Origin of the sequence: Mycobacterium sp. URHB0044, from assembly GCF_000620625.1 — a bacterium.
Classification (GTDB): Bacteria; Actinomycetota; Actinomycetes; order Mycobacteriales; family Mycobacteriaceae; genus Mycobacterium.
On the sequence record NZ_JIAW01000031.1, the window covers coordinates 1 to 14403 of the forward strand.

The window sequence follows — 14403 nt, forward strand, 5'->3', positions numbered from 1 at the left end:
ACGCATCCCTCGAATACGAAGGCGTACTGCCGTACCCATCATTTGATCAAGACGTTCGGGGGTGGTCCGGGCGGCTGGTCGGATCAGCAGTTACCCGACGGCACCATCGTGTTGACCGCCCCGACCGGGCACGTCTACCGCACCGAACCCCACGGGGCGGCGATGTTCCCGGCGCTGGGGCAGCCCACGGGCGAGTTGGACATCACGCCGCAGCTGGAGACGCCGCAGACGGATCGGTCGGTGATGATGCCGCGCCGCAAGCAAACCCGCGATCAGGACCGCCGCGACCGCATCACCGCCGAACGAAACCAACGCCACGAACTCAACGCCGAACAAAGACGCCAACAACGAGCCTGGCGCGCCGCCACCTACGAACCACCACCCTTCTGATACGACGGCGCGCAACTGGCGCGTAATTCATGACGCTCGACTCGGCGTCGCGCTTAGGCGAGCTTCACTTTCAGATACTGCGCAATGCCGATGCGCTCGTAGGTCTGTCGTTGCCTCGCCGGCAGCATTGGCAAGGCCGTCGCCGCGTCGATCACCTCGGGTTCGGTCACGTCGCGGGTTTCACCCTCGGCCGTCACCGTCGCCCGCCCAGCCGCAATCACGTTCTGCAACCAGTCCACTCGGGTGCCGTAAGCCAAGGGAATGACAAACTCGTCCTGCGCACGAACTACCCCGACGGGCGTCGAGTACTGCTTGCCCGACTTCCTGCCCACATGGCGGATCGCGCCGGCGTACGAGTTCTTTCGCCCGGCAAACGTGCCCATGATCGGGTTGAGCAGGTACTTGTTCCAGACACGAATCGCGCGCAGCAGCGGACGGGGCCACGTTCCCGGTGCTAGTGCCATCACAACCACTAACCCCTGCGGCGTCGGACGTCCGCCGCCACCAGCCACACCGCTGATACGAGGAAGTAGAACGCGCCGAATGCGGCGTAGGGCGCGATGGCGGCAACGGTGGGCACCTCGGGACTGGCCGCCTGCTTGAGGAACATGGCGCCCACCAACGCCGACTGTGCGCCGCTCAGAATCATCGGCCATTGTGCACCAACGCCTTTCCGGCGCCTGATGCCGGTCGCGAGCTGCAGCAGGCCCGACAGACTCGCCCAGACTCCGAACACGCCAAGCACCGCCCACATGCTCGTGGATAGGGCGACCGCGACGGCTGCGGTCGTCACCCCGCTGGCCACGGCGTTGAGGGCTTGGCTGGGGTTGCAATTCAGTCCACCGTTGCGCTGCGCATCCACGACGTTGGCAACTGCGTCCCAGGCTGGGTAGATCAGGAGCAATGCAGCGACGACGGCGGGCGCGCCGTCGGCCAGCGCGAATGCCGCCGCTACCCATACGACGGAGAATCCGGCGCGGGCGAAGTAATACGATTTCAACCAATCGTTTCCCGTGGACGATTCCGCCTCCACGAGCGTCTTCTCTGTCATTTCTTCTCCTCTTCCACGAACGGGATACAGGCGCGAGCGATCCAGGTGACTATTGGGGCGCCACAAGCCTTTCCATCAATGTCTGCGTGATGGTGGTGAAGACCTTCGTATCGCCATAGGCCCGAGCCGACAGCATCGCGCCGTGCACGGTGGCCATGAACATCTCGGCCTCGGAATGCGACGTCCCATTCAGAATGAGGCTGCCTTGGGTCACGCCCTGTTCGAACACGGCGGCCAGCCACGCCGACAGCGCCTGGAAGTAGCCCTTCACCTGCCGCGCAAGTTCCTGCGGAAGCAGCGGAAGCTCGTTCGCGAGCAGAGCGCATACGCAGAATGCGGTGGTCGGATCGCCGATGCAGCTCTCCCAGAAGCCGATGTAGGCATGAAGCCGAGCGATCGGGTCGGGAAAGGCCCTTTCCATTTCCGCGATCCCCGCGTCGAATTCTTCGCGATACCGCTCAAGAAGCGTTCGGACCAAATCGACCTTGGTGGGGAAATGGTGGTGAATGCTTGCCTTGCGGATTCCGACGTCGTCGGCGATGTCGGCATAACTAAAGCCGTTGTACCCACCGGCGATGATCAATGAACGGGCGCAACGGATGATCTCGTCCGACGTCGCGGTGGAAGCCATACTCGATCCCTACCTACTAGTAGGTAGGCGGTCAAACACTGCCTAAGACAATCGGGCGAATCCGTGAGATTTGAGCCGTATTACTCGGCGTCGGCCTTCGAATCCTGTTCCGGCAGAAGAGCTTCCAACGCCGAACCGGTGATCCGCCGGAACGCGCGCCGGGGCCGGTTGGCGTCCAGGATCGCGATCTCGAGCGTGGACGGCCCGAGAACCCGTGCCTCACCACCGTTTCCGGCACCCGCCGACAGCGCATCCACCGCGATCCTTGCGGCCTCGCTCAGGCTCGCGTTCTCCGTGAAGGAGTCGTTGAGTGCGGCGATGATTGGCTCGGTGGTGCCGCCCATCACGACGAAGTGCGGCTCGTCGGCGATCGACCCGTCATAGGTGATGCGGTACATCTCGGGTGGCTTGGTCTCGCCATAGTGCGCGACCTCGGCCACGCAGAGTTCCACCTCGTACGGCTTGGCCTGCTCGGTGAAGATGGTGCCGAGGGCCTGTGCGTACCGATTCGCGAGTTGACGGCCAGTCACGTCCCGCCGCGAGTAGGCGTAGCCCTGAGTGTCGGCGAGCTGGATGCCACCACGGCGCAGATTGTCGAACTCGTTGAACCGCCCGACCGCAGCGAAACCAACCCGGTCATACAGCTCACTGACCTTCTGCAGCGACCGCGACGGGTTCTCGGCGACGAACAACACGCCACCGGAGTACGCCAGCGCGACCACGCTGCGCCCCCGGGAGATGCCCTTGCGCGCAAGCTCGGAACGCTCGCGCATCGCCTGCTCGGGCGAAATGAAGTACGGGAAGCTCACAGGTCGGCCTTACCGTCGTCGGGGCCGAACGTATCGGCGCGGGAACGGCTTTCGATCACGCTGCGGGCCAGTTCGGCGATCCGCTGCTCGGCGATCTCCTCGGCGCCCTCAGCGCCGATGACCACGGCCGTCGGGTAGATCCCGCGGACCAGGTCGGGTCCGCCGGTGGCGGAGTCGTCGTCCGCGGCATCGTAAAGCGCCTCGATGGCGACGCGCAGTGCGGACTCGGCATCCGTCACGCCGGCGTACAGCTTCTTGATCGACGACTTGGCGAAGATGGATCCAGAGCCCACCGACTGGTAGCCCTCCTGCTCGACGTTCCAACCGCCGGCGGCGTCGAACGACACGATCCGGCCCGCACCTTCCGAGTCGGGGTCGTCGAGGTCGTAACCGACCAGCAGCGGCAAGGCGATGAAACCCTGCAGCGCCGCACCGAGGTTGCCGCGCACCATGATGGCCAGCCGGTTCACCTTGCCTGCGAACGTCAGCGCGACGCCCTCGAGCTTCTCGTAGTGCTCGAGTTCGACCGCGTAGAGACGCGCGAACTCGACGGCGATCGCAGCGGTCCCGGCGATGCCGGTGGCCGTGTAGTCGTCCGTGACGTACACCTTCTGCACGTCGCGGCCCGCGATCATGTTGCCCTGCGTCGAGCGCCTGTCGCCGGCGATGAGCACGCCGCCGGGGAACTTCAGCGCGACGATCGTGGTGCCGTGCGGCAGCGCGTTCGACGGGCTCGTCACACCATCGGGACCCACCGCACCACCCGCTGGGAGCAGGTGTGGCGCCTGTCGGCGCAGCATCTCCGTAAAGGACGAGGTGTCCATGGCAGATGCTCGGTAGATCGGATTGTTGATGGCCAGCTGTTCGCTATCCGGCCAGGTCACTGTCCGCCCTTTTGGACGTATGCGCGCACGAAGTCCTCGGCGTTCTCCTCGAGTACGTCGTCGATCTCGTCGAGCAGATCGTCGGTCTCCTCGGCGAGCTTCTCACGACGCTCCTGACCAGCGCCGGTGGAGCCGGTGGGATCGTCGTCGTCTCCGCCACCACCGCCACGCTTGGTCTGCTCCTGAGCCATCGCTGCCTCCTGCTCGTCATCAGCGGACTCACAGCCCGCTGGTCACATCCACACTACCGGTCGGGCTCCGAATTGCCCGGGAACGCCTTAGTCGTCAGTTCGTCAGCTGTTGCACGAGTTCTGCGGCGCTGTCGACCGAATCGAGCAACGCCCCGACGTGAGCCTTACTTCCCCGCAGGGGCTCCAACGTGGGAATCCGCACCAGCGAGTCGCCGCCCAGATCGAAGATGACCGAGTCCCAGCTCGCCGCGGCGATGTCCGCGCCGAACCGGCGCAGGCATTCGCCGCGGAAGTACGCGCGCGTGTCGGTCGGCGGGCTGTCGACCGCGTCGAGCACCTGCTGCTCGGTGACGAGGCGCTTCATCGACCCGCGCGCCACCAGCCGGTTGTACAGCCCCTTGTCCAGCCGGACGTCGGAGTACTGCAGGTCGACCAGGTGCAGGCGGGGAGCCGACCAGCCCAGGTTCTCCCTGCGCCGGAACCCCTCGAGCAGCCGCAGCTTGGCAGGCCAGTCGAGGATCTCGGCGCATTCCATCGGGTCGCGCTCGAGCAGGTCGAGCACTTCCGCCCACGTCTCGACGACGTGGGACGCGCGTGGATCCGGATCACGGGAATCGACGAGCTTCGCCACTCGGTCCAGGTAGATGCGTTGCAGCGCAAGGGCGGTCAGCTCGCGACCGTCCGCGAGGGCCACGGTGGCACGCAAGGAGGTATCCCTGCTGACCACGTGGACCGCGTGCACCGGACGGGCCAGCGCCAGGTCGCTGAGGTCGAAGCCCTCCTCGATCAGGTCGAGCACCAGTGCGGTGGTGCCGACCTTGAGGTATGTCGACGTCTCCGCGAGGTTGGCGTCACCGATGATGACGTGCAGTCGGCGGTACTTGTCGGCGTCGGCGTGCGGCTCGTCGCGGGTGTTGATGATGCCGCGCTTCAGCGTGGTCTCCAGGCCCACCTCGACCTCGATGTAGTCCGCGCGCTGCGTCAACTGGAAACCCGGCTCGTCGCCCGAGGGACCGATGCCGACCCGCCCGGAGCCCGTGACCACCTGGCGCGACACCAGGAACGGCGTCAGACCGGCGATGATCGAGGAGAACGGGGTCTGCCGCGACATCAGGTAGTTCTCGTGCGACCCGTACGAGGCACCCTTGCCGTCGACGTTGTTCTTGTACAACTGCAGCTTGGCGGCTCCGGGGACGCTGGCCACGTGGCGGGCGGCGGCCTCCATCACCCGTTCCCCGGCCTTGTCCCAGATCACGGCGTCCATCGGGTCGGTGACCTCGGGCGCGGAGTACTCCGGGTGGGCATGGTCGACGTATAGGCGCGCGCCGTTGGTGAGGATCATGTTGGCCGCACCGACCTCGTCGGCGTCCACGACAGGAGGCGGGCCGGTGGTGCGGCTCAGGTCGAATCCGCGGGCGTCGCGCAGCGGCGACTCCACCTCGTAATCCCACCGGGTCCGCTTGGCGCGCTGGATCCCCGCGGCGGCCGCATAGGCCAGCACGGCTTGTGTCGACGTGAGGATCGGATTCGCGGTCGGGTCGGACGGCGAGGAGATGCCGTACTCGACCTCGGTTCCGATGATCCTTTGCATGACCTCAAGCCTAGGTGACGCAGATGTCCACCGTGAGTGCCGGTGCATGCGATGGACACCCTGGCGCACCGATCCGTTAACGATTCCTCAGCGTCTTCACAGCGGATCTTTGACAATCTCGTCCCGCTGCCGCCCACCGACGGGTCCGCAGTGCAACCGACGCTAGGGAGAAGATGAAGGCAACGAGTCGAGTGCTGGTCGCATTGACGACGGCCGTCGCGGCACTGTTCGCGAGCACGGGCACCTCGCACGCGGGTCTGGACAACGAGCTGAGTGTGGTCGACGGTCAGGATCGGACACTGACCGTTCAGCAGTGGGACACGTTCCTCAACGGCGTGTTCCCCCTTGACCGCAACCGTCTGACCCGGGAGTGGTTCCACTCCGGTCGGGCCAAGTACGTCGTCGCCGGCCCCGGCGCCGATGAGTTCGAGGGCACCCTGGAGCTGGGTTACCAGATCGGCTTCCCGTGGTCGCTCGGAGTGGGCATCAACTTCAGCTACACCACCCCCAACATCCTGATCGACGATGGCAACATCACCGCGCCGCCGTTCGGCCTGAACTCGGTCATCACCCCGAACCTGTTCCCGGGCGTGTCGATCAGCGCCGACCTCGGCAACGGGCCTGGCATTCAGGAAGTCGCGACCTTCTCGGTCGACGTCGCGGGTGCGGCAGGCGGTGTTGCGGTGTCCAACGCCCACGGCACGGTGACCGGTGCAGCCGGCGGGGTGCTGCTCCGTCCGTTCGCCCGGCTCATCGCCAGCTCCGGCGACAGCGTCACCACCTACGGCGAACCGTGGAACATGAACTGACGATTCATGTTCCTCGCGCGCCGATGGAAGAATCGGTTCCGAGATGAAGGTCCTTATCGTCGAGGATGAGCCCCTCCTGGCGTCGACACTGGCCATCGGTCTGCGCGCCGAGGGCTGCGTGGTGGTCGAATCGGCCAACGGTGTCGACGGGCTGTGGCAGGCGGTCGAGAACGAATTCGACGCGATCGTGCTCGACATCATGCTGCCGGGGCTCAACGGCTATGAAGTCCTGCGCCGGATGCGCGCGCGGGACGTGTGGACGCCGGTCCTCATGCTCACCGCCAAGGACGGCGAGTACGACCAGACCGACGCGTTCGATCTCGGCGCCGACGACTACATGACCAAGCCGTTCTCGTTCATCGTGCTGGTCGCCCGGCTCCGCGCTCTAGTGCGCCGATCCGCGCCACAACGACCGCCGGTCCTCACCGCCGGGTCGTTGTCGCTGGATCCGGCCAGGCGCATCGTCGAGCGGGATTCATTGCCGATCTCGCTGACGCCGCGCGAGTACGGCCTCCTCGAGTACCTGATGCGCAACAAGGACACCGTCGTCACCAAGTCCGAGATCCTGCACAACGTGTGGGACGCGCACTACGAGGGCGCCGACAACGTGGTCGAGGTGTACGTCGGTTACGTACGCCGCAAGATCGATATTCCGTTCGGTACCAACACCATTGAGACCGTGCGCGGCGTCGGCTACCGACTCGAGTCTGGCAGCTTCGCCAACGGCAACTGAACGCTGACCACCGTCCCGCCCCCATCACGGTCACCGATGGACACCGTGCCGCCATGCGCCAGCACGATCTCCCGCACGATCGCCAGTCCAAGCCCGGTGCCGCCCGCGCTGCGCGATCGGTCGGGGTCCAGCCTGACGAAGCGGTCGAAGACCCGCGCGCGATCGGCCGCCGGAACGCCGGGTCCGTCGTCCGCGACGTCCACTTGAACGGAGCCGTCCCCGGGGCGCAGCGCCACCTCGACGCGGGAGCGGGCGTGCCGGGCGGCGTTGTCGAGCAGGTTGCGCAGCACCCGGGACAGCGCGTCGGCGTCGCCGGTGAGCCGGGCAGGCGTGATGTCGGCGCGCACGTCCAACGACGTGGTGCGGCGCAGTCGGTCCACCTCGGCGGACGCCAGGTCGTCGAGGTCGACGTCGTCACTGCCCACGGTCAGACCACGCTCGTCGGCGCGGGCCAGCAACAGCAGATCGTCGATCAGCGCCTTCATCCGCTGCGCCTCAGGGATCAACGTCCCGGAGGCGAGGTCGCCGTCGAAGAGTTCCGGGTGTGCGACCGCCACCTCGAGGGCAGAGATGATCGTGGTCAACGGGCTGCGCAGTTCGTGGGATGCATCGCCGACGAAGCGCTGTTGGGCGGCGTGGCCGGCCTCGATACGGGCCAGCATCTGATTCATGGTCACGGCGAGAGCCGCGATCTCGTCACGCCTGTCCGGCACCGGGACCCGCTCGGTGAGGTCCGAGGCGCTGATGTCCGCGACGCGGGAACGGATTTCGTCCACCGACCGCATCGAACGGCGTACCAGCAGGTAGGTGGCAGACGCCGAGACCGCGATGACGAACGGTGCGGCGAGAGCCAGTGCGACGACCACGGTCCGCACCGTCGACGCGATCGTCGCGCTGCCCTCGCCGACCAGGATGGTGTATCGGCCGTCCGGCCCGTCGAGGGTCACCGCACTGAACCTGATCCGACCGAATGGCGAAGTCTGCTCGGGGATTCCGATGTGCAACCCGCCACCGAGCTCGGCGAGCGGGATCAGCGGGACGTCCGGCGCAGAAGCGGACCGGCGCAACACGCTGCCGTCCGTGGCGATGATCTGTACGGCGACGATGCGCTGATCGGTCTGCAGCAGTCCCGGCTCGACGCCTTCCGGTCCGGCGCTCTGGACGTCGTCGGCGATTTCACTCACCCGGCCCGCCGCGGCGCTGTCCACCCCGGACAACATCGTGCGGTAGAGCACGGCCGCGAGGCCGCCGCCCGCGATGACGAGTACGACGAACACGACGCTGGCCGCCACGAACGCCGAGCGGGCCGATATGCCCCATCTCGACGTGAGTCCTCTCGCCATAGCGGCACAAGTCCATCACAATGTCAGCGATGTCCGACATGCAGCAGGTCCACGAGTGGTTCCTGCGTCGTGGGCTGCCGCTGGTCCTGACCCGACGGGTCCGCTCCCGCGAGCTCGTCGACCGGTCCGCGCCGATGGTCAGCAGCGTCGGAGCCATCACCGCGGTCACGATGCTGCTCGCGGAAGTCACCGGCGCGGACCCGGATTACGGCTATGCGGTGCGCCTGGGTGTCATTGCGGTGGTCCTGCTCGCCGCGCCCTTCGCGCTGTATCTGCTGCACCGCAGCGGAACGCGCTTGGGCGATGCGGGACGCCGCAGCGCCGCCCTCTTGGTGATGGCGACCTTCGTCGTGGTGATGCCGGTGACGGTCGACGGTTGGTCCGCCGCGGCGGCCGCGGAAGCGCCCGCGTTCGTCCTCTTCACCCTGTTGGCGATCTGGTTGACCTACATCGGCTTCGGTTCGATCGCGTTGTGGGCGTTCCGGTTTGCGTGGGTGCAATTCGGGGCCCTCGGAAGTCTGATGGGACGCGCGCTTCCGCTGTTGATGTTGACGTTGTTGGTGTTCTTCAGCGGCGAGCTTTGGCAGTTGGCGGCCAGGATGACCCGTCAGCGGCTGTGGCAGGTCATCGGTTTCCTCGCTCTGGTCGCCGTGCTGTTCGTGGTCACCACCATTCGCGACGAGGTCCGGGCGCTGCGCGACGATCGGGCCGAGCAGACCGACCCGACCGAACTTCTGGCCGGGACGCCGTTGGCCGGCCGACTCGACCACGCCCCTGCCCGCACTCCCCTGTCCCGGGGTGAACAGTTCAACGTCGTCGCGGTGATGGTGGTGTCGCAGGCAATCCAGGTGGTGCTCTTCACCGCGGGCCTGTTCGCGTTCTTCCTCGCCTTGGGCGTCATCGCGATTCCCGATGACGTTGCGGTGCTGTGGTCGGCTGAAACGACCTGCTCCGTCGGCCAACCACCTTGTGCCGGAACGTGGTTCGGCATTCATGTTCCGGTGCCGCAGACCACCGTGCAGACATCGCTGTTCGTGGCCGTGCTCTCGGGCCTGTACTTCACCGTGAGCACGAGCGTGGACCCGCTGTACCGGCAGCGCTTCTTCGAACCGCTGATCGCCGACGTGGCGGTGAGCCTGGCCGGCCGCGACGCCTACCTGGAGATGGAGAACGCCGGCCGTAATTGACACGCGCGGTGTTAAGTTCACGTCGTGTCCACCGCTGAGCTGCCCGCTACCCCGGGCGACGTGTTCGGGCTGCGCTACGGCGAGGTGCTGCTGGTGCACGTCGGCCCCTCGGGCCCGGAAGCGAGCGTCTACAACACCTTCCCGCTCAACGACTGCCCGGATGAGCTGTGGTCCAAGCTCGACGCCGAGGAGCTTGCCCGGGAGAACGACGCGGTGGCCGCGTTGCTCAACGGGCCGCGCTACTGGCTGATGAGCCGGATCGAGAAGACTCCGCAAGGGCCGCCGGAACGCAAGAGCTTCGGCGGCATCGACATGTTGCTGCAGGCGACGGTGCTGCTCAGCTCGATGACGCCCGCGCCATACACCGTCAACGAGGTCAGCAGGCACACCGTGTTCGTCTTCGACGCGGGTCGCCCGGTGTTCGAGATCGTCGACGCGGACGGGCGCCAGTGGGTGATGCAGACGTTCAGCCAGACAGTGGATTCCGCACTGTCGATGGCCGGCTTGGCCGGCCTGGCCGACCGGCTGGCGTTGCCCGACGGTTGGCACTACCAGACCCGCGCGCTGGAATCCCCACTGCGCGTGGACACGACGACCCACAGCGCCAAGGTCATGCAGGACGAGCTCGGCAACAGCTACTCGCTGACGCCTTAGAGGTACTGCCCCAGGTTCGACTCGGTGTCGATAGCCCGGCTGGCCGACGAACTCTTGCCGGTGACGAGCGTGCGGATGTAGACGATCCGCTCGCCCTTCTTGCCCGAGATCCGTGCCCAGTCATCCGGATTGGTGGTGTTGGGCAGGTCCTCGTTCTCGGCGAACTCGTCGACGATCGAGTCGAGCAGGTGCTGGATGCGCAGACCCCGTGAACCGGTCTCCAGCACCGACTTGATCGCGTACTTCTTCGCGCGGTCGACGACGTTCTGGATCATCGCGCCGGAATTGAAGTCCTTGAAGTACATGACTTCCTTGTCACCGTTGGCGTAGGTGACCTCCAGGAACCGGTTGTCGTCGATCTCGGCGTACATCCGGTCGACGACCTTCTCGATCATCGTCTTGATGGTGAGCGCGCGGTCGCCACCGAACTCCGCGAGGTCATCCTCGTTGACCGGGAGGTTCTCGGTCAGGTACTTCGAGAAGATGTCCTGCGCCGCTTCGGCATCCGGCCGCTCGATCTTGATCTTGACGTCCAGGCGGCCGGGCCGCAGGATCGCCGGATCGATCATGTCCTCACGGTTGGAGGCGCCGATGACGATGACGTTCTCCAGGCCCTCCACGCCGTCGATCTCCGAAAGCAACTGCGGCACGACGGTGGTCTCGACATCCGAGCTGACACCAGTGCCACGGGTGCGGAAGATCGAGTCCATCTCGTCGAAGAACACGATCACCGGGGTGCCCTCTGACGCCTTCTCACGGGCCCGCTGGAAGATCAAGCGGATGTGCCGCTCGGTCTCGCCGACGAACTTGTTCAGCAGCTCGGGGCCCTTGATGTTGAGGAAGTACGACTTCGCCTCGCGGGCATCCTCGCCACGAACCTCGGCCATCTTCTTGGCCAACGAGTTCGCGACGGCCTTGGCGATCAGCGTCTTGCCACACCCGGGGGGACCGTAGAGCAGCACGCCCTTGGGCGGCCGCAGCGAGTACTCCCGGTAGAGCTCCTTGTGCAGGAACGGCAGCTCGACGGCGTCGCGGATCTGCTCGATCTGACGGGTGAGGCCGCCGATGTCGCTGTAGGCCACGTCGGGCACCTCCTCCAGCACGAGGTCCTCGACCTCTGCCTTCGGAATGCGCTCGAACGCGTAACCCGCCTTCGTGTCGACGAGCAGCGAGTCACCGGGCCGCAGCTTGCGCGGCCGCAGATCGTCGTCGTACTCCTCGTCGTCGGCAGGTTCGGGAAAGTTGTCGGGGAAGACGAGCGGCTCGGCAAGCCAGACGATGCGTTCCTCGTCGGCGTGTCCGACCACGAGCGCGCGATGACCGTCGGACAGGATCTCGCGCAGGGTGCTGATCTCGCCGACCGATTCGTACGTGCCGGCCTCGACCACGGTGAGGGCCTCGTTCAGGCGCACGGTCTGGCCCTGCTTGAGTTCACCGACCTCGATGTTCGGCGAGCAGGTCAAGCGCATCTTGCGGCCGGAGGTGAACACGTCGACCGTGTCGTCCTCGTGCGTGGCCAGCAGCACGCCGTAACCGCTCGGCGGCTGACCGAGCCGGTCGACCTCCTCGCGGAGCGCCAGCAATTGCTGCCTGGCCTCCTTGAGGGTGTCCATCAGCTTCGCGTTGCGCGCCGCGAGCGAATCGATCCGTGCCTCTAGCTGATGCACGTCGCGGGCACTCCGCAACCCGCTGTTGGCACCTACTGCCTGCTCCAACTGCTCGCGAAGTGCTGCGGCTTCGCGGCGAAGTTGTTCCAATTCGGCAGCATCATCGCTGGACATGGGAGTTCCGAAGTCCTCAGAACGCTCTGACTCACTCATTTTGCGCCCTCCTCGCACCAAATTTGATGCAGTAACAACTTCAACGCTACCGGCGATTCAGTCTTTGTGTGCGGTGTAGGAATTCGACACACCAGCACCACTGTTAACCTCTTCGAAGAGTTGGCCCCGTTGAAAGGACAGCCGTGATCCTGAAATCCCTCGTTACCGGCGTAGCAGCGGCAGCTGTGGTAGCCGCAGCAGCGGGTGGTGTGACGTCCATTGCAGCGAGCGGCTCGTCGGCCACACCGGCGATCCAGCCGGTCGTGTGGGACATCCCGCTCCCGCAAACTCCGGCACCCGAGCTGCAGTCACCCCTGCTTCAGACGCTCCAGGTACTCGCGGGCGGTGGCTCCTTCAGCGGCAAGGCGCCCTACATCCAGGGCGGGATCGGCCGGATCGAGAGCATTGCCGCCGACCGGGCGTACCGGAATGCGGCCGCAGAGGGCAAGTTCCCGCTGAACTTCACCATCGTCAACATCGACCAGAACGGCGGCGTGGCGACGGCCGACGTCACCGCGACCGCCGCCACGGGTGGCACGGCCACCCAGAACATCGCGTTCGTCGCCGGACCGAGCCCCACCGGCTGGCAGATCTCGAAGGACTCGGCCCTGTCGCTGTTGTCCTCGGTGGGCTGACCGCAACGCATTGCATAGCACTTCCGTAGTCCTGAGCGCCGTCACGATCGTGGCGGCGCTCGGGGTTGCGGGGTGTTCCCAAACCCCGCCGCCCGCGCCGTCAGCGTCCCGCACGACCAACGTTGCGGCGTCACCGGCGGCCGCTCCGCTGCCCGCGCCAGAGGCCTTGGCGGACGTCCTGTACCGCCTCGCCGACACTTCGGTTCCCGCTGAGGCAAAAGTCGGCCTGGTGCAGTACGGCACCGTCGACGACGAACCCGTACTCGCCAATTTCGGTGAAGCGCTCAAGGCGAACGGTTTCGCGCCGCTGAACGTCGCGGCCGCCGACCTCGCGTGGGCCGGACAACCCGGCAACGTGCTGGCGAACGTCACGATCAGCACCCCGAATCCCGCCGTCCAACCGTTCGGCTTCCCGATGGAGTTCACTCCCCTTCGCGATTCCTGGCAGCTGACCCGCCGCAGCGCCGATCAACTGCTGCCGCTGGTGGGTACCGCCAGACCGACTCCGTCGAACTGATTCGGCATGTGGATCGGCTGGCTCGAGTTCGACCTGTTGCTCGGTGACGTGCACTCGCTCAAGCAGAAGCGGTCCGTCATCCGACCCGTGATCGCCGAACTGCGGCGCAGGTTCGAGGTGTCCGCGGCGGAGACGGGCGCCCAGGATCTGCACCGCAGGGCCGGAATCGGTGTCGCGCTCGTTGCCGCCGACCGCCAGCACGTGGTCGAGATACTCGATGCCGCCGAACGACTGGTGGCCGCGCGACCCGAGCTGGAGTTGCTCTCGGCGCGGCGCAACCTGCGCCGCAGCACCGACGACTAGGTCTAGATCTGCCGCTTGCGGCGCAGCGGCGTTGGCGTCACCGCGCCGGGGGCCAGCTTGCGCGCGCTGATCAGGAACGCGGTGTGCCCCCGCATGGAGTGCTGGGGACGCACCGCGAGACCGACGACGTCCCAGCCGCGCTGCAGGCTCTCCCAGGACCGTGGCTCGGTCCAGCACTGCTGCTCGCGCAGGGCCTCGACGGTCCGGGACAACTGCGTCACCGTCGCGACGTAGATGATCAACACACCGCCGGGGACCAGCGCGCGTCCGACGGCCTCGAGCACTTCCCACGGCGCGAGCATGTCCAGTACGGCCCGATCCACCTGGGGGCCGGCGTAATCGGCGACGTCGGCGATGCACAGTTCCCAGTTGGCCGGGTGCTCGCCGAAGAAGGTGGTGACGTTGCGGACGGCGTGTTGGGCGTGGTCGTCGCGCACTTCGTAGGACGTGACGGTGCCCTCTGCGCCGACCGCACGCAGCAGGGAGCAGGTCAGTGCGCCGGATCCCGCGCCCGCCTCCAGCACCCGCGCTCCCGGGAACATGTCGCCCTCGTGGACGATCTGGGCCGCGTCCTTGGGGTAGATCACCTGAGCGCCGCGCGGCATGGACAGCACGTAGTCCATGAGGAGTGGGCGCAGCACCAGGAACGGATCACCGTTGGTGGACTTCACCACGCTGCCCTCGGGCAGCCCGATCACCGTGTCGTGGGCGATTGCGCCGCGGTGGGTGTGGAACTCCGCACCCGGCGCGAGCACCATGGTGTAGTGCCGACCCTTGGCATCGGTCAACTGAACGCGGTCTCCGACGACGAACGGACCGGTTACTGGCACGGACGTCAGCCTGCCAGCCGACGCG

At 66.4% G+C, this 14403-nt stretch carries 17 protein-coding genes and 1 pseudogene; 8 read left to right on the forward strand and 10 right to left on the reverse strand.

What is annotated here, in order from left to right:
* Positions 1 to 390 (forward strand): annotated as a pseudogene (locus N536_RS42725) (HNH endonuclease); the annotation flags it as partial.
* A 53-nt stretch (positions 391 to 443) separates the two neighbouring features.
* On the opposite strand, the gene N536_RS0134595 reads toward N536_RS42725, so the two are convergent.
* The 7 genes from N536_RS0134595 to dop all read right to left on the reverse strand — a co-directional run bounded on the left by N536_RS0134595 (position 444) and on the right by dop (position 5547).
* Positions 444 to 854 carry a nitroreductase family deazaflavin-dependent oxidoreductase gene (locus N536_RS0134595; RefSeq protein WP_051574991.1) on the reverse strand — a complete coding sequence of 137 codons (411 nt, stop codon included), beginning with the start codon at positions 852 to 854 and terminating at the stop codon, positions 444 to 446.
* A gap of 8 nt (positions 855 to 862) precedes the next feature.
* Entirely contained in the window at positions 863 to 1441 is a 579-nt protein-coding gene (locus N536_RS0134600) for a DUF308 domain-containing protein (protein WP_051574981.1), read from the reverse strand.
* Positions 1442 to 1490: 49 nt separating this feature from the next.
* Positions 1491 to 2072, reverse strand: coding sequence for a TetR/AcrR family transcriptional regulator (locus tag N536_RS0134605; protein ID WP_029117799.1), 582 nt, complete (start codon positions 2070 to 2072; stop codon positions 1491 to 1493).
* Between the two features lie 80 nt (positions 2073 to 2152).
* Positions 2153 to 2881, reverse strand: coding sequence for a proteasome subunit alpha (gene prcA, locus N536_RS0134610; RefSeq protein WP_029117800.1), 729 nt, complete (start codon positions 2879 to 2881; stop codon positions 2153 to 2155).
* On the reverse strand, positions 2878 to 3765 hold the full coding sequence (gene prcB, locus N536_RS0134615; protein WP_029117801.1) for a proteasome subunit beta: 888 nt from the start codon (positions 3763 to 3765) through the stop codon (positions 2878 to 2880). The genes prcA and prcB overlap by 4 nt, the downstream gene beginning before the upstream one ends.
* Positions 3762 to 3956 (reverse strand): ubiquitin-like protein Pup, encoded by a 195-nt coding sequence (locus N536_RS0134620; protein ID WP_029117802.1) that lies wholly within the window; start codon positions 3954 to 3956, stop codon positions 3762 to 3764. Before N536_RS0134620 ends, prcB begins: the two co-directional genes overlap by 4 nt.
* A gap of 94 nt (positions 3957 to 4050) precedes the next feature.
* On the reverse strand, positions 4051 to 5547 hold the full coding sequence (gene dop, locus N536_RS0134625; protein ID WP_029117803.1) for a depupylase/deamidase Dop: 1497 nt from the start codon (positions 5545 to 5547) through the stop codon (positions 4051 to 4053).
* Between the two features lie 173 nt (positions 5548 to 5720).
* Between dop and N536_RS0134630 the strand changes: the two genes are divergently transcribed.
* Together N536_RS0134630 and N536_RS0134635 are read left to right on the forward strand one after the other, a co-directional pair.
* Positions 5721 to 6356, forward strand: a complete 636-nt coding sequence (locus N536_RS0134630) for an MspA family porin (protein ID WP_029117804.1) — start codon at positions 5721 to 5723, stop codon at positions 6354 to 6356.
* A gap of 43 nt (positions 6357 to 6399) precedes the next feature.
* Complete coding sequence (locus tag N536_RS0134635) at positions 6400 to 7089, forward strand: response regulator transcription factor (protein WP_029117805.1); 690 nt, start codon at positions 6400 to 6402, stop codon at positions 7087 to 7089.
* Here the strand turns inward: N536_RS0134635 and N536_RS0134640 are convergent.
* Positions 7050 to 8432, reverse strand: coding sequence for a cell wall metabolism sensor histidine kinase WalK (locus tag N536_RS0134640; protein WP_029117806.1), 1383 nt, complete (start codon positions 8430 to 8432; stop codon positions 7050 to 7052). The genes N536_RS0134635 and N536_RS0134640 overlap by 40 nt on opposite strands.
* Positions 8433 to 8452: 20 nt before the next feature.
* Here N536_RS0134640 and N536_RS0134645 point away from each other — a divergent pair, with 20 nt between their 5' ends.
* Both N536_RS0134645 and N536_RS0134650 read left to right on the forward strand, forming a co-directional pair.
* Complete coding sequence (locus N536_RS0134645; protein WP_029117807.1) at positions 8453 to 9619, forward strand: hypothetical protein; 1167 nt, start codon at positions 8453 to 8455, stop codon at positions 9617 to 9619.
* Between the two features lie 24 nt (positions 9620 to 9643).
* Positions 9644 to 10273 carry a hypothetical protein gene (locus N536_RS0134650; protein WP_029117808.1) on the forward strand — a complete coding sequence of 210 codons (630 nt, stop codon included), beginning with the start codon at positions 9644 to 9646 and terminating at the stop codon, positions 10271 to 10273.
* Here the strand turns inward: N536_RS0134650 and arc are convergent.
* Complete coding sequence (gene arc, locus N536_RS0134655; protein WP_029117809.1) at positions 10270 to 12093, reverse strand: proteasome ATPase; 1824 nt, start codon at positions 12091 to 12093, stop codon at positions 10270 to 10272. The two genes, N536_RS0134650 and arc, sit on opposite strands and share 4 nt — an antisense overlap.
* A 143-nt stretch (positions 12094 to 12236) precedes the next feature.
* On the opposite strand from arc, the gene N536_RS0134660 reads away from it, so the two are divergent.
* The 3 genes from N536_RS0134660 to N536_RS0134670 are packed head-to-tail and all read left to right on the forward strand — an operon-like array spanning position 12237 to position 13548.
* Positions 12237 to 12728 carry a hypothetical protein gene (locus N536_RS0134660; RefSeq protein WP_029117810.1) on the forward strand — a complete coding sequence of 164 codons (492 nt, stop codon included), beginning with the start codon at positions 12237 to 12239 and terminating at the stop codon, positions 12726 to 12728.
* Between the two features lie 49 nt (positions 12729 to 12777).
* Positions 12778 to 13245, forward strand: coding sequence for a hypothetical protein (locus N536_RS0134665; RefSeq protein ID WP_051574982.1), 468 nt, complete (start codon positions 12778 to 12780; stop codon positions 13243 to 13245).
* A 6-nt stretch (positions 13246 to 13251) separates the two neighbouring features.
* A complete protein-coding gene (locus N536_RS0134670) occupies positions 13252 to 13548 on the forward strand; it encodes a DUF503 domain-containing protein (protein WP_029117812.1) in 297 nt (98 codons plus the stop codon).
* A gap of 2 nt (positions 13549 to 13550) precedes the next feature.
* On the opposite strand, the gene N536_RS0134675 is transcribed toward N536_RS0134670, so the two are convergent.
* Positions 13551 to 14378, reverse strand: a complete 828-nt coding sequence (locus N536_RS0134675) for a tRNA (adenine-N1)-methyltransferase (RefSeq protein WP_029117813.1) — start codon at positions 14376 to 14378, stop codon at positions 13551 to 13553.
* Positions 14379 to 14403: the final 25 nt, after the last annotated feature.